The following is a 17,019-nucleotide window of genomic DNA, read 5'->3' on the forward strand; positions in this document are numbered from 1 at the left end:
GCCTCAGCGCGGGGCGTGCTGGAGGACGACCTCGGGATTCGCCCCGCTCGGCCCGTCGAACAGCGGCGTGCGCCGGTGGCGCAGCTCCTGGTCGAAGAACGCCCCCGCGTAGTCCCGCGTGATCTCCGCGGCCCGCCTGCCCGGCAGGCCCTCGGGGTCGTCCTCGCCCAACTGCCCGGCCAGCGGGGCCAGATCGGTGAACGCGAAGTGGTCCGCGCCGGACAGGGTGAGCCACCGCTTCCAGCCTTCGAGGCGCTTCCAGGTCACGTCCCAGCTGGCGTCCTCGCCGCCGGGGCTGTGGTCGGCCTCGGTGCCCATCATCAGGAAGGGGCGGTCGGACAGGCCCGACGCGTCACCGCTGTCGACGAAGGGGCCGTCCATGTTGACTCCGGCGCGTACGCGGGGGTCCCGCGCCATGGTGGCCGCGGCCGCGGCACCGCCCAGGGAGTGCCCGCCGAGGGCGACCCTGCCCTTGTCGACGAGGTCCGCGTGCTTCCACGGCGACGTCTTCCCGATCAACCGGTCCAGGACGAAGCGGAGGTCCTCGGCGCGCCCCTCCGCGGCGGGCCGGAAGGTGGTGGGGCCGATCTTCCCGCACGCCGTGCACGGCAGGACGCCCTTGCCCGGGAAGGCGACCCCCGCGGCCTCGTAGGCGTGGTCGACCACCGCGACGACGTAGCCGCGGCTGGTCAGGTCCTCGGCCAGACCGGTGAGGACGGCCCCCGGCGTCCTGAAGCCCGGCGAGAGGACGACCAGCGGGAACGTCCCGGACCTGGCCCTGGCACCCGCGAACGCATGGGTACGGGTGGTGCTCAGGACCTCGGCGGGGAGCTCCACCTTCATCTCCTTCAGGAAGGCCCGGGCGCCCTCGGCGCTCATGTACGGAGCCGGTGCGCCGGTTGCCTTCCGCGCCGGGTAGTACAGCGACACCATCAGCTCGCGGGCGCCCGCCTTCGGCACCCACGGGTCGCGGCGGGCCTTGTCGACGAGGTGCAGCGAGTCCCGGCCCACCGCGTACGCACCGGTGGGAGCGGGAAGCGCGAGCAGCGGCTCCTGTTTCTCCCGCCGGTCGGTGCCGGACGCCCCGACCGCGGCCCCGGAGCCACAGGCGGTCAGCGCGACCGCACCGGCCAGCACGACGGCAACGGTTCCACGACGACGTGACGACATGTCCACGACCCTTCTCTCGGTGGCCGTGCACAGTGGGGTGTCGGCCTCGGTGGAACCACCGTAGAAACGCCCGACCCGCCGGGAATCACGCCGTGGAGCCAACCCGCGAAGTAGCCCTGGAGAGCCAGGCCGTGGCCCGGCGAAAACCAGGTGCGGGCCGCCCGCCCGGCGGGGTGTGATGGGGCGCATGACGATCGTGATGGAACAGCCGGACGCCGACGGTCTCGGCGCTGCCGAGGGCGCGCTGCGGGAATGGCAGGCCGAAGGAGCGCCGACGCAGCTCCATCCGGGGGACCTCGGCTGGTACTGGCGCATGGGCGCGGAGGAGACGGCCGCGGCGGTGCGGACGTGGAGCCGCGACGGCCGGATCCTCGGCGTCGGGCTGCTCGACGGCCCCCGCCTGCTGCGGCTGACGACCGCGCCCGACGCCCTGCGGGACGCGGAGTTGGCGCGGCAGATGGCCGAGGACGCGAGCGAGCCGGAGCGCGGCGTGCTGCCCGCGGGGCGGGTGAGCGTCGAGGCGCCGCCGGGCGCCCTGGTCGACGACCTGCTGGGCGAGCTCGGCTGGCCGACCGACGAGCCGTGGACGCCGCTCCGCCGCGATCTGACGCGGCCGGTCGAGGACTCCGGCGTACGCGTCGAGGAGATCGGCCCGGAGCAGGCGCAGCTGCGGGCCGCCCTGCACCGGGCCTCGTTCGACGGGTCGACGTTCACGGCCGAGCGCTGGCACGCGATGGCGGCCGGGTCGCTGTACGCCGCCGCCCGGTGCCTGGTCGCGTACGACGACCGGGACGACGCGGTGGCGGCGGCGACGGTGTGGTCGGCGGGCCCGGGCAGACCCGGGCTCCTCGAGCCGCTGGGCGTGCACCGGGACCACCGCGGGCGCGGCCACGGCAAGGCGATCAGCGTCGCCGCGGCGGCCGCGCTCCAGCGGCTCGGCTCGTCGAGCGCGGTCGTCTGTACGCCGAGCTCCAACGCCGGGGCCGTCGCGACCTACGCGTCGGCCGGGTACCGGCACCTTCCCGAGGTCCGGGACCGGTACCGGGACGCCTAGCCTGGGCGGGCGCGCCCCCTAGACGCCTAGCCTGGGCGGGCCCGCCCCCCTACAGGAAGTACAGCGCCGCCAGCACCACCGCAAGGACCCCCGCGAGCACCGCGATTAGCGCCGACGACGTCAGCACATAGACCCCGCCCACGCCCATCGCCGTGCCGTTGACGAGCTTCACGACCTCGGCGGGGGAGGGGCGCCGGGAGCGCCGGTCCGCGTTGTCGTCCTCGTGCCGTGTACGGGTCTTCCACTTCATGAGTGCCCTGCCTCCTTCACGCTTGTCAAAAGGGGGCGATTTCGAGCCGTCGGCGTGCAACTCCCGCCGCGTGGAGGAAAAGTGCCGCCTTCCTTGCACGCGAACGGCCTCCGGAGGGACCTATAGGGAGACCGACCCGAGGAGGTGGCTGCGTGAGCCCTCTAGGTGTCCACGGGGCCGTCCCACCGGAGTTCTCCGAGTTCTTCAGAGCGGAATACCCCCGCCTCGTCCGCGGCCTGGCCGCGGCCGGGGCCACAGTGGAGGAGGCCAAGGACGTCGCGCAGGAGGCCATGCTCGAACTCGCGGGCATATGGCCGAACTGCCGCCGCCCGTACGGCTGGGTCCGCAAGGTGGCCTGGCACAAGTACTTGAAGATCGCGGAACGCGACCGCAAACGGACCAACGGCGAGTGGCAGGCCTGTCTGTGCCCCCAGGCCGTCCAGGACTACGACGACCCGGACGAGAAGGAATGGGTGCGGCAGCGCCTCCTCGAACTGCCCCCGCGGCAGCGGGCGGTGGTGGCCCTCTACGTGGACGGCTACTCCACGGACGAGATCGCCGAGCTGCTCAAGATGGAAGTGAGCACGGTGCGCAGCCACTTGAGACACGCCCGGACCGCGCTGCGGCGCAGCATCGAGGGCGATCGGCCGGAAGGCGGACCGTGACCGCCGCGCCCAGGAAGAACGAGCCGCGCCCGTGAAGAACGAGCCGTGCCCGTGAAGAACGAGCCGTGCCCATGAGGAACGAGAAGGAGGAGGCGCACATGCGCATGGGGGACAGCCGGAATCCCACGTCGATCCGTGTCAGCCCGCCGCCTCGGACGGGCGCCGAACTGAAGGTGCACCCCGCCTTCGAACGGTATCTCCAGGGGGTCCGGTCCGAGGTCGACGCGGACCTCACGTCGGACGAGGTGGAGGCCCGGCTGCGGACGGTCCTCGACGCGCACGCGCGCGGCCGGGGCGGGGCACGGGAACTGGAGGCCTACACCTCCGACTTCGGCGCCCGCGCCGACTGGGTGGTCTACGGCCTGCAGATCGTCCAGCTCTGGCTCGCGGCGATCGCGACGTCCGGGTACGCGGGGGCCGGGCCGCGCCGCGACGAGGTCGACGACCTCGTCGTGGAGACGGTGGCACGGTCGGTGAACACCTTCCGCGACCAGCTGGAACGGCCGGAGAGCGCGCTTCCGCCCTGCACGGCGGGGACGGAGGCGAAGGCCGCGTTCCTCACGGAGTGCGTGCGGCATCTGCCCCACGCCTACCGGGCGAGCAGGCTCATCGACATCGGTGCGCCGGACGACGCGTTCCAGGACACGGGCGAGCCGCGCCTCGTCCAGCGGGTGGGGGCGGCCGCGACCGCCGAGGGCGGCGCGCGACTGCGCCGCGTCGGCGGCATCGAGGAGCACGACATGGACGAGGTGGTCGCCCTGACCCGGCGCGCGGTCCGCACCGCGGTCGAGCGCCACCCCGACATCGTCGGCCCCGGCTCCCCGTCCTGACCGCCCTGACCGCCCGCTCACGGCAGAGACGACCCGGGGGGATCGGATCATGGACGGATACGACGCGAAGGTGCGGCGGGTCCTTCGGCGGTCGTACGAACTCGACCACGGACACTACGCGATAGGGATCGAGGTGCTCCCGTACAAACTCGCCGGTGTCATCGTCACCAGCGAGGGTGTGGTGACCGCCCGGTCCCGGACGGACCTGTCCGACATGGAGCCCGAGGCGGTCGTCCAGCGCGCGGCGGCGCTGATCCGCTCCCTCGCCGACAGCAAACTGGGGCGCTCCTTCCCCCGGAACCGGGTGTGCGTCGGCGTCCAGGTCGGCGGGCCCGTCGACGCGGACACGGGCCTGGTGCGGCACCTGGTCAACGGACCCGACGACCACGGGACGGAGAAGCCGCCCCCCTACGAGTGGGTGGAGTTCCCGCTCGGCCCCCGGCTCATGGCCGCCACCGGCTGGGACACCGTCGTCGAGAACGACGCGCACGCCTTCGCCGCCTACGAGCAGACGCTGGGCGTGGGGCGCCGCGCGGACACCTTCGGCGTGGTGCTCGTGCGCGACGGCGTGGGCGCGGGCATGGTCGTGCGGCGCGAACGCCTCAGCGTGCCCATGGAGTTCGGGCACCTACGGGTGTGGCCGCAGGGGCGCGTCTGCGACTGCGGCATGCGCGGCTGCATCGAGAGCCAGGTCGGCAACCGGGCGCTGGCCGGAGCGATCAAGGACATCACGGGCCGTGAACTGGACGGTCTGGAAGCGGCGGTGGACCTCGCCGACGGCGACGACCCGCACGCCCTGGCGGCGGTGGCCGCCTTCCGCAAGGCGGGCACCTCGGTCGCCCGCGGACTCGCGCACCTGCTGACCCTGTTCGGCCCGAGCCACGTCGTCCTGTACGCCGCCGACAGCCTGCTCATCAGCGGCCGCGGCCACCGCGCGGCGAACGCGTTCCTGAGCGCGGTCGGCACCTACCGCTCGTACGCCTTCCACGACAACCGCGACTGCCACCTCGTCACCAAGCCACTGGTCGCCGACCGGGGCGCGCACGGCGCGGCCCTCATCGCGCTGCAGAACTGCTTCGGAGTGCGGCTCCAACCCCACTGAGCGCCGCCCCACCCCTTAGGAGAAGACCCCATGGATCCCTTTCCCTCCCTTCCCTCCCTCGGGCCGTCCGCCCGCCTCTTCGTCGGGCTCGACGTCGGCGGTACGAAGATCGCCGCCGGAGTCGTCGACGCCGACGGGCACGTCGTGGAACGCGTGCCCGCGGTGCCGTGTCCCGCGGCCGACCAGGAAGCGATGCTGAAGACGGCCGTGCGGCTGATCGAGGCGCTGCGCTCCCGCCATCCCGGTGTCGCGGGTGTCGGCGTCGGCGTGGCCGGGCTCGTCGACTGGCCCGACGGCCGCGTCCGCACGGCCCCCAACAGCGCGTTCCGCGACGCGCCGCTGCGCGCACTGCTGGCGGACGCGACCGGCCTGCCGACCGTGGTCGACAACGACGCGAACACCGCGTGCTGGGCCGAGTACCACCTCGGGCACAGCGCCTCCTACATGGCGTTCGTCACCGTCGGCACCGGTGTGGGCGGCGGCCTCGTCCTCGACGACCGGCTCTTCCGCGGCAGGACCGGCATCGGCACCGAGATCGGGCACATGATCGTCGACCCGCACGGGAGCGAGCGCTGCGGCTGCGGCACCGTCGGCTGCCTGGAACCCCTGGCCTCCGGCCCGGCACTGGCGCGCTACGCCACACCGGCGGCGGGGCACATCCCGGGCCGGCCCCGCGTCACGGGCGAGGACGTCACCGCCGCCGCCCAGGCCGGGGACCCCGCGGCGCGGGCGCAGCTGGCCCGGGTCGGCCACTGGCTCGGCATCGGCATCGCGACCCTCGTGAACCTCTTCGACGTCGAGCTGGTCGTCCTCGGCGGCGGCGTGGCCGATGCCGGTGAACCCCTGCTCACCCCGGTGCGCGCGAGCTTCGAGCGGTACGTCACCGCGCGCGCCCACCGCGCCCTGCCGGACGTCCGGCTGACCCGCTGCGGCCCGGGGGCGGGGTGGGTCGGCGCCGCGCTCCTCGCCCGCGACGGCTGCTGCCCGCACCGCCTGGAGGCCGAGCGGACGGCGGTCGGCTGAGGCCCGCCGGGCGGCTGAGGCCCGCCGGGCGTCACACCTTCCGGTAGCCGTACGCGTCCTGGGCCGCCGCCGCCACGGCGGTGAGGTCCGCTCCCGTCGACGCCGTGACGACCGCCGCGACCGCGCCCTCGACGAAGGGCGCGTCCACCAGGCGGGTCAGGGCGGGGAGTTCGGCCTCTTCGGCGACGAGGGCCCGCACGGTGAGGACGGCACCGCCCAGGTCGGCGAGGATCGCCACGCCCGCGCCCCGGTCGACCCGGTGGGCGGCGGCCGCGACGAGGTCGGAGCTGGTGCCGAGGCCGCCGTCGGCGGTGCCGCCCGCCGGGGCGACGGGGACGGTGCCGCCGCCGCTCGCGAGATCCCGGGCGAGGGCCGCGACGGACTCCGCCACGGCGGCGCTGTGGGAGACGAGCACGATGCCTACGCGTCGGTCCAGGTGCCGGTCCAGGCCTCGGCCCGTGTCCCGGGGGTCGTCACTCACCGGGCGTCTTCCCGGTGGCGGTGGCTTCGGCGGCGTCGGTGAGGGCCTCGAACAGCAGGGCCGACGAGGCCGCCCCCGGGTCCTGGTGGCCGACGCTGCGCGCGCCCAGATAGCTCGCCCTGCCCTTGTGGGCCTGGAGCGGGATCGTCGCCAACGCCCCCTGGAGGGCTGCCTCCCGGGCCGCCGCGAACGACGTGGGCAGCGCGTCGGCACCCGGGACCAGCGCGTCCAGCATCGTCTTGTCGCCGGGCGCGGCGCCGCCGAGGGCGGCCACCGCGGCCACGCCCGCACGCAGCGCCGCGGCGAAGTCCGCCGCGCTGACCTGCGGCTCCGCGCCGAGCGCCGCGCCCGTGCGGCGCAGCAGCGTGCCGTACAGCGGGCCGGACGCGCCGCCCACCGTGGAGATCAGCTGCCGCCCCGCGAGGGTCAGGACGGAGCCCGGGGTGGCGGGCGCCTCCTTCTCAAGGACGGCGACGACGGCGGTGAAGCCGCGGCGCAGATTGCCGCCGTGGTCGGCGTCGCCGATCGGCGAGTCCAGCTCGGTGAGCCGGTCCGCCTCGCGCTCCACGGCCGCCGCGACCGAGGCCAGCCAGCGGCGGAAGAAGTCGGCGTCGAGCACGGGGCCTCCTCGCGTCAGGAGTTCGTAGGACGTTTCCACGGCGGGCGGCACGGACCGCACGTCGCGTCGGTACGTACGGGTGTGTCACATGCCCCAGCGCAGCGCCGCCGTGCGCACCGGCGCGTCCCACAGGCGCAGCAGCTCCTCATCGATCTGGCACAGCGTCACCGAGGCGCCCGTCATGTCGAGGGACGTCACGTAGTTGCCCACGAGGGTGCGTGCCACGGCCACGCCGCGTTCGCGGAGCACGCGGTGCACCTCCGCGGTGAAGCCGTACAGCTCCAGGAGCGGGGTGGCACCCATGCCGTTGACGAGGACGAGCACCGGGTCGCGCGGGCCGAGGTCCTCGACGACGGCGTTCACGGCGAAGTCGGCGATCTCGCCGGACGTCATCATCGGCCGCCGCTCGCGGCCCGGTTCGCCGTGGATGCCGACGCCCAGCTCCAGTTCGCCCGCGGGCAGGTCGAACGTGGGGGAGCCCTTCGCGGGTGTGGAGCAGGCGCTGAGCGCGACGCCGAAACTGCGGGAGGTGTCGTTGACGCGCCGGGCCGTCGCCTCGACGCGCGCCAGCGGCATGCCCTCCTCGGCCGCCGCGCCCGCGAGCTTCTCCACGAACAGGGTCGCGCCGGTGCCGCGCCGCCCCGCCGTGTACAGGCTGTCGGTGACCGCGACGTCGTCGTTCACCAGGACCTTGGCGACCCGGACGCCCTCGTCCTGGGCGAGTTCGGCGGCCATGTCGAAGTTCAGCACGTCACCCGTGTAGTTCTTCACCACGAACAGCACACCCGCACCGCTGTCCACCGCGGCCGCCGCCCGCACCATCTGGTCCGGCACGGGCGAGGTGAACACCTCGCCGGGGCACGCGGCCGAGAGCATCCCGGGCCCCACGAACCCACCGTGCAAGGGCTCGTGCCCCGAGCCCCCACCCGAGACCACCGCGACCTTCCCCGCGACGGGCGCGTCCCTCCGCGCGACGACGCGGTTCTCCACATCCACGGCCAGCTCCGGATACGCGGCCGCCATCCCCCTGAGCGAGTCCGCGACCACGGTCTCCGCCACGTTGATCAGCATCTTCATGGGTACCTCCTGGAGGGGCGGACGGACGGTTGAACTGCGGGTGCCGGGGCGGGGCGACGGCCCATCCTGTCGAGGGCAGTATCGGCCTTGGGACGGTGAAGGTCACGGGTCGGCGCTCTGCTGCGCACGCGACGGCGACGACGGCCGCCGCCACCGCCGCCGCCGTGGCGGCCGGTTTCAGGGAGCGCGTGCCGCAGAACCCCGGTGGGGCTGAATCCTTTCGCTGTGCTCGTGCCTCTTTAACGTGTGCGGACAGGAGCGTCGGCACAGGAACCGGAGGTTTGTCGTGATCATTGGTGCCGTCATCGTCGCGGCTGTGCTCAGCTGCGCGTGCAGTGTCCTCGTGCGGCGTCGGCGGGGGCGCTCGCGTGGCTGACTTCACATGGCCCGGCGACCAGTTGATCGCCGCGGCACAGGAGGGTGACGTCGAGGCCACAACCGCTCTGGTGACCGGCTCGCACCCGCATGTGCAGCGGTTCGCCCATGCGTTGTGCGCCACTCCCCAGGACGCCGAGGACGCCGCGCAGGAAGCCCTGATCATCCTGTACCGCAAGATCGGCATGCTGCGGGCCTCCGGCGCGCTGGCGTCGTGGATGTTCCGCATCGTCCGCAACGAGTGCCTGCGGCGGGCGCGGCTGACGCTGCGCAGCCACGGACCGGTCCCGGACACCGTCGTGCCGTCCTTCGAGGACGAGGTGCTGCGCCGCCTGGAAGCGGGCCGGGTGGCGACGGCGATCGCCGCCCTGCCCGCCGACCAACGGCGTGTCCTGATCCTGCGGGACATCCAGGGCCACAGCGGACGCGTGGTCGCCGACGCGCTCGGCCTCAGCACCGCCGCGATGAAATCGAGGCTGCATCGCGCCCGCGCGGCGATGCGCCAGACACTGCGGGAGACCCCCGGCCTCCGGCCAGGAGCGGGCCATGACTGACCGACGGAGCTTCGCCAGCACGTCGTTGCCCCGGCACCTGGCGCGCGGCACGCTGGGATTCGGCGCCTTGGCCGGATCGGTCCTGCTCGTCCCGGCGGTGGGACTGGTCAGCCTCCTGCTGGCGCCCGTGGGGCTGCTCGCACTGCGCGGATGCCCCCTGTGCTGGACGATCGGGCTGCTCCAGACCATCTCGAACGGCCGGCTGCGGCGTTCGTGCGCGGACGGCAGCTGCCAGCTGTCCGTCGCCCGGCACACCCGGACACACGGAGGCGCCGTCAGACAACCCTGAGCGCCTCGGGCCGCGCGGGCGGCCGCGGTCGCGTCGTCCGCGTTCCGCCCGGCCGCCGGTCCCTGTCCGTGCGAAAGCCCGTGACCGGCTGGGTGGGCCGGTCGCGGGCTGGGGTGTCGCGGGGGAGGGGGGTGTTGTCAGGCGGTGTAGCCGAGTGCGAGGGCGGCGATGACCGGGGCGAGGTAGAGGACGGGGAAGGCGACGGTCTTGTAGGAGCGGGCCCGCAGGACGGTGATGACCGCGCCGGCGAAGTAGAGGATGAGGCCGATCGCGGCCGCCACCCCGATCGCGGGCACCGCGAAGCCCACCAGCAGGCCGATGGCTCCGGCGGTCTTGGCCAGGCCGAGCGGGGTCCACCACGCCTGGGGTACGCCGTACTGGGTCAGGGGTTCGGTGACGAAGGCGGCCTTGCGCAGCAGCGAGAAGCCGGAGAAACCGACCCAGGCGGCGGTGAGCACGGTGACGATGGTGGCGGTGGTGGACATGGGGACTCCTCGGGGAAACTGCTGAGCGGATCAGGTGCTGGGGAAGGACGGCTGCTTTCCGGTCTCGCCGGGGTTGCCGTCATGGGTCTGACGCACCGGCGCCGGAGAATGTGACAGGCCCCGGAAAAGCACTCCCGTAGAACTGATCAGACGGTCGCCGCCACCGGCCGCAAGCCGTGACTCTTCTTCATGGTGGGCACGGCGTCAGGCTTCTGTGGCGAGGCGGCCGCTCAGGCCACCGGGCGGATCCGGCCACCGGTTGTCCGCCGCAGCGCGGCTCGGAGCCGGTCACGGGCCTCGGTCTGGGCGGCGATCCGTTCCTCGAGGACCGCCAGCCGGTCCAGCGCGACCCGCAGGCCCTTGTCCGAGGGCGGTGCGGCGGCCACGTCGCCGTCCAGGCACGGCAGGAACACCCGCACGTCGTCCAGGGTGAGCCCGACGGCCAGCAGACAGCGGATGTTGCGGACCCGCACCACAGCCCGCTCGTCGTAGACGCGGTAGCCGTTGGAGGCCCGCTGCGAGGAGATCAGCCCGGCCTGCTCGTAGTGCCGCAGCGCACGGGCGGTCGTCCCGGTCGCCCCGGCCAGCTCACCGATCCGCACCCGCCCCACCTCCGGCGCCACTTGTCTCACGCCACGACCGCTCCGCCGTCGACGGGGAGCACCACTCCGGTGACGAACGACGCGGCCGGCGCGGCAAGCTGCGTGACCGCCCAGGCCACCTCCTCGGGGCGGCCGATCCGGGCCAGTGGGGTGTGCGCGAGCTGCCACTCCCGCACCGCTGCCCTCCGCTCCGGCGTCAGGCCCTGGTGCTCGCCGATGGGGGTGTCGATCGCGCCGGGGGCGACCGCCACCACCCGGATCCCGCGAGGTGCCAGCTCGACCGCCCAGCTGCGGGTCAGCAGCTCCAGGGCGGTCTTGGTGGCCGCGTAGACCGAGGTGCCGGGCCAGGCCCGCTGCCCCACCGACGTACTGACGTTGACGACCACCCCGCCCGACTGCTCCAGAAGCGGCAGCGCGGCCTGGGCCAGCAGGACGGGGGCGACGAGGTTGGTGGCGAGCTGAGCTGCGATCGTCTCCGGCGTCAGCGTGCCGAGGGCTCCGCCGCGCACGATGCCCGCGTTGTTGACCAGTACGTCGAGGCGGCCGTGTGCCTCCCGCACGGCCCGGATGATCCGGTCCGGCTCGCCCTCGGCGGTGATGTCGGCGGCCAGCGGCGTGATCCGGTCGTGCCCGGCCGCGGTCTCCTCCAGGAGTTCTGCCCGCCGCCCGATGGCGACCACGCGGGCGCCCTCGGCGGCGAAGGCGCGGGCGGTGGCCCGGCCGATCCCGGTGCCGGCTCCGGTGACGGCGACGATCCTGCTGCTCTGCGGTGCGGTGCTGTTCATGTCCGTCATCGTGCAACCCTGCCGCCAACGGCAAGGTCAACTCCGCCCGCGGGCGGCGGCCCCGTGGGAGAGCCCAGGAGCTCTCCCACGGGGAACGCCGGGACGGCCGTGACGGTGTGTCAGTAGCCGATGGTGAAGCGGCGCTGGACGAAGCGGGGCAGCTCGACCTCGTCGATCAGGGCGACGGCGGCGTCCTCCGCGGAGATGCGGCTGCGGCCCTCGGCGTCCCGGACCACCTGGTCGCCGCCGAGCCGGAAGCGGCCGGTGCGCTCGCCGGGGGCGATCTCCTCGGCGGGGCTGAAGTAGGTCCAGAGCCGGTTCGACGTACGGAGGACGTTCAGGCCGTCCCGGGCCCCGCGCGCCGCGGCCGCGTACTCGCGGGGCAGCCCGAGCTGGTCGAGGGTCTCGTGGATCCGCTCGACGTCGTCGGCGAGCACGACACCGGGCGCCGTCTCCAGGCTGCCCGCCCCGCCGATCACGATGAGCCGGGTCCGCGGGTGGCTCTCCAGGGCCTTGGTCAGTGCCCGGGCCGCGGTGGCATGGACCGTGGGGTCGGCGATGGAGCGCCGCACGGTGTCCGCGAGGTCCTTGGCCGCGTTGCCCGGCTGGAACCCGCTGATCAGTACGTCCAGGCCGGGCAGGATCGCGGAGACGCTCGCGGGGTCGAGGACGTCCACGCTCTTCCAGGTGACGTGCGCGCGGCTCTCGTCGATCCGCGAGGCGTCGCGGCTGAGCGCCGTGACGTGGTGCCCGCGGCCGAGCGCCTCCGTGACGACCCGGCTGCCGATGGTGCCGGTGGCACCGATCACTCCGATGTGCATGGTTCTCCCCTTGTTCATGCCCAGACACGGTGGCTGCCGCCATCCGGCTGGACGCCATGAGAAAACTATATGCCGTGAAGTTTTAGTACGGCAATCAGTGTCGCGACGCTGTAGAGTGGCCGCATGGCGGGTACGGGAACCACGGGGCGGCGGGCGCGACTGCGAGCCGAGACGACGGCCGAAATCAAGAGCGTGGCCCTGGAGTTGATGGCCTCGGGCGGCCCCGGCGCGATCACCCTGCGCGCCATCGCCCGTGAGATGGGCATGACCCCCAACGCCATCTACGGCTACTTCGCCACCCGCGACGACCTGGTCACCACGCTCATCAACGACGTGTACACCTCGCTCGCCGACACGGTCGACGCCGCGGGGGACTCCGCCTCCGCCGCGCCCCCGGCCGACCGGATCCGGGCCTGGGCGCGGGCCTTCCGCGGCTGGGCGCTGGCCAACCCCGACGGTTTCCGCCTCATCTACGGCGATCCGGTGCCCGGCTACGTCGCACCCGAGGGCGGTGCCGCCCCGGACGCCGCGCAGCGGGTCTGCACGGCCCTGACCGGCCTCGCCGCCACCGCCTGGCCGCATGCCGAACACCTCTACGCGGACAGCGACTTCCAGTGGTCCGACTTCGACCCCGGCCTCCTCGACAAGGTCCGCCCCGCCTTCCCCGACCTGCCCCCGGCCGGAGTGGCCCTCGCGCTGCGCATGTGGGGCCACCTGCACGGCCTGGTCACGCTGGAGATCTACGGCCATCTGCGCACCCAGACCACGAACCCGGAGAAGCTGTTCCAGGAGGAACTGACGCACCTCGTCCGGTCGTTGGGCATCGGTCCGAAGGGCTGAGGGGCTCCGAGAGGTGGTCCTCTGGCTCTGAGGCACGCGCCGTCGCGGGCGAACGGGAAGCTCGCCAGGACGTCGCCCCGGTGCGCGAAACAGTGATCAACATATACTTCTGCGGCTCGGCGGCCTCAGCGCTGTCGGCGGAGAAGAACACGGGGGCGTGATGGAGCTGCGGGACATTGAGATCTTTCTGGTCGTGGCCGAGGAGCTGCACTTCGGGCGGAGCGCCGAGCGGCTCCTGGTCTCCCAGGCGCGGGTCAGCCAGGCCATCAGGAAACAGGAGCGGCGCATCGGTGCCCCGCTGTTCGTGCGCACCAGCCGCACGGTCCGCCTGACCAACGTCGGACGCCAGCTGCGCGACGACCTCCAGCCGGTCTACGCGGGCCTGCACGAGTCACTGGAGCGCGCCCGGATGACCGCCAGCGGCGTCACCGGCAGGCTCCGCGTCGGCATGATGCCGTTCAACATCGTCGACATGCACCGCTACTGGAGGGCCTTCCGCTCGCGGTTCCCGCAGTGGGAACTGGAGATCCGCCAGCTCTCGTACGTCGATCCGTTCGGCCGGCTCCGTGACGACGACGTGGACGTGCTCGTCACCTGGCTGCCCGTGGAGGAGCCGGACCTCACCGTCGGCCCGGTCCTGTGCACGGACCCCCGTGTCCTCGCGGTGGCCGCCGACCACGACCTCGCCGGGCGGACGTCGGTGCACCTGGAGATGTTCGCCGACTTCCGGCACGCCGTCGCCCCGGACATGCCGGAGTACTGGGAGGGCACCTACCTGCCCTTCCGCACGCCCCAGGGCCGGTCGATCGAGCGCGGGCGCCCCGTGACCAACGCGGAGGAACTGATCAACCGGGTCGGCATGGGCGAGATCGTCCACAACTTCCCCAGCCACGTCACCCGGCACTGGGGCATGCCGCACGTCCGCTGGCTTCCTATCACCGACCTGGCGCCGCTGTCCTTCGCCCTGATCTGGCGGACCGAGGCGGAGAGCGAGCTGATCGCCGCTCTCGCCGACACGGTCCGTGAGCTCGGCACCCTGCGGTTCTGACGCGCCGCCGCGTCCCGTACTCCGATAACCGTCGGGTTATGGATCGACGTACGAAGTCCGCGTTGATCCGGACGCGGCTCTCGGGAGAGTCTTGAGGCACCCGGGCAGGCCGCTCGTCGCCCCGCCCGGTCCCCTTCCCATGGTGCCCCGCTCCGTCAGGCGCGGCTCAGCGCTGCCCTGTTCCCGTCGGGACCGGTCTGCCGCCACTGCCTGACACGGGCTCACCGGGCCACCGGAACCAGGAGTCACACCGACATGACGGACACGCTCGACATGACCGTGACGTACGCGATGCACAACGCCTTGCGCAGGGAACTGCGCTTACTCGACGGGGTCGCGGCCCGCGCCGGCCCCGACCCCCGGGACGTCCTGCGCACCGCGGGCTGGGAGCTGTTCCGGGCGGCCCTGTACGCCCACCACTCCGCCGAGGACGACGCGCTGTGGCCCTCCCTGCGTCAGGCCCTGCGCGGTCACCCCTTCTCCCTGGTGCGTCTTGAGGCGATCGAGGCCGAGCACGCCGCGCTCGCCCGCCTGCTAGAGGCGATCGACAAGGCGCAGACCGACCCGGATGCCGGTCCCGACCTGTTCGGTGAACTCACCGGCTCCCTGGTCACCGGTCTGCGGGGACATCTCCGCCATGAGGAGGAGGCCGTCTTCCCCCTGGTCCAGGCCGTTCTGGACCAGGAGCAGTGGGAGCGGTTCGGGCGCGTCCACGCCCAGCGGATCGGGGCCGACGCGGCCCGGATCCTGCCCTGGCTCCTCGACGGCGCCCCCGAGCGGACCGTCACCGCCGTTCTGGAGCAACTGCTGCCCGCGTCCGCGCACCGCACGTACGCGGACCGGTGGCAGCCCGCCTATGCGGAGTTCGACCGCTGGGGCACCCGGGTCGAACTCACCGTCACCCGGTTCTGAAACCAGCACGTCAGTAAGTCACTACACCAACGAACGGGACATGACGTCTCGTTCCTCACGATAGGAATGTCATGAAGGTTCTGCTCACCGGTGCCACCGGCTACATCGGTTCCGCTGTCACCGACCACCTCGTCGCCGCCGGTCACCAGGTCGTCGCGCTCACCCGGAGCGCCGAGCCGGAGTCGGGCAGACCGTGGCACGCCCAGCTGGTCGGCGACACCGCGGACCCGGCCTCGCTCGCCGGCGCGGTGACCCCCGACATCGAGGCCGTGATCCACCTGGCGCCCCCGAGCGGTGACGCGGACGTCGACTCCGCCGTCATCGAGGCTCTGGCCACCCCGCTTCGCGGTACCGGCCGTCCCCTCGTCTACACCAGTGGCGTGTGGGTCCTCGGTGCCACCGGCGACGCCCAGGAGGTCGGGGAGGAGGCCCCGACCAACCCGGTCGGCCTCGTCGGCTACCGCCCGCAGATCGAGCAGCGGGTGCTGGCCGAGGCCGCCGAGGGCGTGCGCGCGGTCGTCGTCCGGCCCGCCATCGTGTACGGCCGCGGCGGCGGCATCCCCGCCCTCCTGGTCGACCGGGCCCGCAAGGAGGGGGTGCCCGAGTACTACGGCGAGGAGGGCGTGCGCTGGCCGACCGTCCACGTGGACGACCTGGCCGAGCTGTTCGTGGCCGCGGCCGAGCGGGCCGAGGCCGGCACCTTGTGGCACGGCGTCGGCGAGTCGGCCGTCGCGGTCCGTGACGTCGCACAGGCCGCCGGGCGTGCGGCCGGAGTGGACGCCGCCCCGCGCGTGCTGTCGGTGGAGCAGGCCGCCGAGTTCTTCGGCGCGCTCTTCGCGGACGCCCTCGCCCTCGACCAGAGCGTCAGTGGTGCCGCCGCCCGCACCGCCCTCGACTGGAAGCCGTCCAGGCCGGGCATGGTGGCCGAGCTGACGTCGGGCTCGTACCGGTCGGCCTAGGCGCTCGGCGCCCCCGGGCCGCCGACCGGCCCGGGGGCTGCCCTCGCGGACGTGTCCCGCGTACACGAAGTACCTGAAAGGAAACCCCTCATGACGACCCAGCAGATGTCCGATGCCGAGCTCGCCGGACAGCCCGCCGCCTACTGGACCGGTGTCGCCTACGAGGCGCTGATCGCGTTCACCCGGGCCCGGCAGCTCGAAAAGGGCTACACCCAGCCGCAGTTCTGGCTGCTGCGCAACCTGTCGGTGAACGACATCTCGTCCGACGGCCGGGGGATGACCCTGCCCGAGCTGCGGAAGGCCATGAGCCTCTACATCCGGCCCGAGGACGACCTGGCGGAAGCGTCCGCGGGGCTCGTCGAGCGCGGCTGGCTGAGACGGGACGACGAGGACCGGCTGTGGCTCACCGAAGAGGGCGAGCGGGCCCGGGTCGACCTGGCACAGAACGCTCCCGCGATCCGCGCCGCTCTCCACGAGGGCATCGACGACGCGGACTACGTCACCACGGTGAAGGTCCTCCGGCAGCTGATCCACAACGCCGGCGGGACGATGCCCTGACAGGTCGATAGATCGACAGATCCATCAATCCATAGAACGACAGGTCGATAGGACCTGAACGCCCGTGCCCCCACGAAGTCGCCGTGGGGGCACGGGTCGTACACCCCGCGGGTCCTCAGATGAGCTTCGGCAGTCCGAGGTTGTTGATCAGGGGGCCCTCGATCGAGATGCCCTCGGTGATCAGCGACTCGGGTGCGGGGAGCAGCGGTGAGGGGTTCGCCGGGGCGTGCCGCGCCGTGGGAGCGGGGCCGACGGCCGCCGCGGCGGCGGTGGACATGCCGGTCAGGGCCAGGCCTCCGAGGAGGGCTGCGGTCAGGCGTCGGCGCATGGAGTCCCTTTCTGCTGGTCGAGGCCCCTCCCGGGAGAGGACGGAGCCGCCGACATGGCTGCCCAGGCCGAGGCCCGTGGATGCGCCCTGTCCCTCGTACGAGGGGCGGAAGGTCACCTCGCGCGGCACGTCGGTCGTGCCGGAGCGCTTGCGGTCGTGCCGGAGCGCATGCGGAGTCCGTCGACATCGCGT

22 protein-coding genes are annotated in these 17,019 nt (G+C 73.2%); 12 read left to right on the top strand and 10 right to left on the bottom strand.

The window, feature by feature from the left end; genetic code table 11:
- Positions 1-3: 3 nt before the first annotated feature.
- Positions 4-1,170, bottom strand: coding sequence for an alpha/beta hydrolase (locus C9F11_RS38915; RefSeq protein ID WP_138964682.1), 1,167 nt, complete (start codon positions 1,168-1,170; stop codon positions 4-6).
- 187 nt (positions 1,171-1,357) lie between these two features.
- Here C9F11_RS38915 and C9F11_RS38920 point away from each other — a divergent pair, with 187 nt between their 5' ends.
- The gene (locus C9F11_RS38920) at positions 1,358-2,224 is read left to right on the top strand and encodes a GNAT family N-acetyltransferase (RefSeq protein WP_138964685.1); all 867 of its coding nucleotides are present in this window, start codon (positions 1,358-1,360) and stop codon (positions 2,222-2,224) included.
- A gap of 49 nt (positions 2,225-2,273) precedes the next feature.
- On the opposite strand, the gene C9F11_RS38925 is transcribed toward C9F11_RS38920, so the two are convergent.
- Positions 2,274-2,474, bottom strand: coding sequence for a hypothetical protein (locus C9F11_RS38925; protein WP_138964687.1), 201 nt, complete (start codon positions 2,472-2,474; stop codon positions 2,274-2,276).
- Between the two features lie 152 nt (positions 2,475-2,626).
- Here C9F11_RS38925 and C9F11_RS38930 point away from each other — a divergent pair, with 152 nt between their 5' ends.
- The 4 genes from C9F11_RS38930 (at position 2,627) to C9F11_RS38945 (ending at position 6,094) form a co-directional block, all read left to right on the top strand.
- Positions 2,627-3,139 carry an RNA polymerase sigma factor gene (locus C9F11_RS38930; RefSeq protein ID WP_171075989.1) on the top strand — a complete coding sequence of 171 codons (513 nt, stop codon included), beginning with the start codon at positions 2,627-2,629 and terminating at the stop codon, positions 3,137-3,139.
- A gap of 71 nt (positions 3,140-3,210) precedes the next feature.
- Positions 3,211-3,969 carry a hypothetical protein gene (locus tag C9F11_RS38935; RefSeq protein WP_138964691.1) on the top strand — a complete coding sequence of 253 codons (759 nt, stop codon included), beginning with the start codon at positions 3,211-3,213 and terminating at the stop codon, positions 3,967-3,969.
- A 49-nt stretch (positions 3,970-4,018) separates the two neighbouring features.
- Positions 4,019-5,071 (top strand): ROK family protein, encoded by a 1,053-nt coding sequence (locus C9F11_RS38940; RefSeq protein ID WP_138964693.1) that lies wholly within the window; start codon positions 4,019-4,021, stop codon positions 5,069-5,071.
- A 30-nt stretch (positions 5,072-5,101) separates the two neighbouring features.
- Positions 5,102-6,094: an ROK family protein gene (locus C9F11_RS38945; RefSeq protein ID WP_138964695.1), complete on the top strand. Its 993-nt coding sequence runs from the start codon at positions 5,102-5,104 to the stop codon at positions 6,092-6,094.
- Between the two features lie 31 nt (positions 6,095-6,125).
- Here the strand turns inward: C9F11_RS38945 and C9F11_RS38950 are convergent, their stop codons facing one another.
- The 3 genes from C9F11_RS38950 to dhaK form a co-directional block, all read right to left on the bottom strand.
- Positions 6,126-6,530, bottom strand: a complete 405-nt coding sequence (locus C9F11_RS38950) for a PTS fructose transporter subunit IIA (protein ID WP_138967510.1) — start codon at positions 6,528-6,530, stop codon at positions 6,126-6,128.
- 37 nt (positions 6,531-6,567) lie between these two features.
- Positions 6,568-7,194, bottom strand: a complete 627-nt coding sequence (gene dhaL / locus C9F11_RS38955) for a dihydroxyacetone kinase subunit DhaL (protein WP_138967508.1) — start codon at positions 7,192-7,194, stop codon at positions 6,568-6,570.
- Between the two features lie 84 nt (positions 7,195-7,278).
- Complete coding sequence (dhaK, locus tag C9F11_RS38960; RefSeq protein ID WP_138964697.1) at positions 7,279-8,271, bottom strand: dihydroxyacetone kinase subunit DhaK; 993 nt, start codon at positions 8,269-8,271, stop codon at positions 7,279-7,281.
- Between the two features lie 368 nt (positions 8,272-8,639).
- Here dhaK and C9F11_RS38965 point away from each other — a divergent pair, with 368 nt between their 5' ends.
- Both C9F11_RS38965 and C9F11_RS38970 read left to right on the top strand, forming a co-directional pair.
- Positions 8,640-9,200: a sigma-70 family RNA polymerase sigma factor gene (locus C9F11_RS38965; RefSeq protein ID WP_138964699.1), complete on the top strand. Its 561-nt coding sequence runs from the start codon at positions 8,640-8,642 to the stop codon at positions 9,198-9,200.
- Entirely contained in the window at positions 9,193-9,489 is a 297-nt protein-coding gene (locus C9F11_RS38970) for a hypothetical protein (RefSeq protein WP_138964701.1), read from the top strand. The genes C9F11_RS38965 and C9F11_RS38970 overlap by 8 nt, the downstream gene beginning before the upstream one ends.
- Before the next feature lie 137 nt (positions 9,490-9,626).
- Here the strand turns inward: C9F11_RS38970 and C9F11_RS38975 are convergent, their stop codons facing one another.
- The 4 genes from C9F11_RS38975 to C9F11_RS38990 all read right to left on the bottom strand — a co-directional run bounded on the left by C9F11_RS38975 (position 9,627) and on the right by C9F11_RS38990 (position 12,182).
- Entirely contained in the window at positions 9,627-9,974 is a 348-nt protein-coding gene (locus C9F11_RS38975) for a DoxX family protein (protein WP_138964703.1), read from the bottom strand.
- Positions 9,975-10,204: 230 nt separating this feature from the next.
- The gene (locus C9F11_RS38980; RefSeq protein WP_212767932.1) at positions 10,205-10,576 is read right to left on the bottom strand and encodes a MerR family transcriptional regulator; all 372 of its coding nucleotides are present in this window, start codon (positions 10,574-10,576) and stop codon (positions 10,205-10,207) included.
- A gap of 26 nt (positions 10,577-10,602) precedes the next feature.
- Positions 10,603-11,370, bottom strand: coding sequence for an SDR family oxidoreductase (locus C9F11_RS38985; protein ID WP_138964705.1), 768 nt, complete (start codon positions 11,368-11,370; stop codon positions 10,603-10,605).
- A gap of 110 nt (positions 11,371-11,480) precedes the next feature.
- Positions 11,481-12,182, bottom strand: a complete 702-nt coding sequence (locus C9F11_RS38990) for an NAD(P)H-binding protein (protein ID WP_138964707.1) — start codon at positions 12,180-12,182, stop codon at positions 11,481-11,483.
- Positions 12,183-12,305: 123 nt separating this feature from the next.
- Here C9F11_RS38990 and C9F11_RS38995 point away from each other — a divergent pair, with 123 nt between their 5' ends.
- The 5 genes from C9F11_RS38995 (at position 12,306) to C9F11_RS39015 (ending at position 16,499) form a co-directional block, all read left to right on the top strand.
- Complete coding sequence (locus C9F11_RS38995) at positions 12,306-13,022, top strand: TetR/AcrR family transcriptional regulator (protein ID WP_138964709.1); 717 nt, start codon at positions 12,306-12,308, stop codon at positions 13,020-13,022.
- Between the two features lie 160 nt (positions 13,023-13,182).
- Positions 13,183-14,070, top strand: a complete 888-nt coding sequence (locus C9F11_RS39000) for a LysR family transcriptional regulator (RefSeq protein WP_138967514.1) — start codon at positions 13,183-13,185, stop codon at positions 14,068-14,070.
- Positions 14,071-14,325: 255 nt separating this feature from the next.
- Positions 14,326-14,982: a hemerythrin domain-containing protein gene (locus C9F11_RS39005; protein WP_138964711.1), complete on the top strand. Its 657-nt coding sequence runs from the start codon at positions 14,326-14,328 to the stop codon at positions 14,980-14,982.
- Positions 14,983-15,053: 71 nt separating this feature from the next.
- Entirely contained in the window at positions 15,054-15,941 is an 888-nt protein-coding gene (locus C9F11_RS39010; protein WP_138964713.1) for an NAD-dependent epimerase/dehydratase family protein, read from the top strand.
- Between the two features lie 90 nt (positions 15,942-16,031).
- Entirely contained in the window at positions 16,032-16,499 is a 468-nt protein-coding gene (locus C9F11_RS39015; RefSeq protein WP_138964715.1) for a MarR family winged helix-turn-helix transcriptional regulator, read from the top strand.
- A 115-nt stretch (positions 16,500-16,614) separates the two neighbouring features.
- On the opposite strand, the gene C9F11_RS49060 is transcribed toward C9F11_RS39015, so the two are convergent.
- Entirely contained in the window at positions 16,615-16,956 is a 342-nt protein-coding gene (locus C9F11_RS49060; protein ID WP_249402065.1) for a hypothetical protein, read from the bottom strand.
- Positions 16,957-17,019 lie beyond the last annotated feature (63 nt).

The sequence above is a fragment of the Streptomyces sp. YIM 121038 genome (assembly GCF_006088715.1).
Taxonomy (GTDB): Bacteria; Actinomycetota; Actinomycetes; order Streptomycetales; family Streptomycetaceae; genus Streptomyces.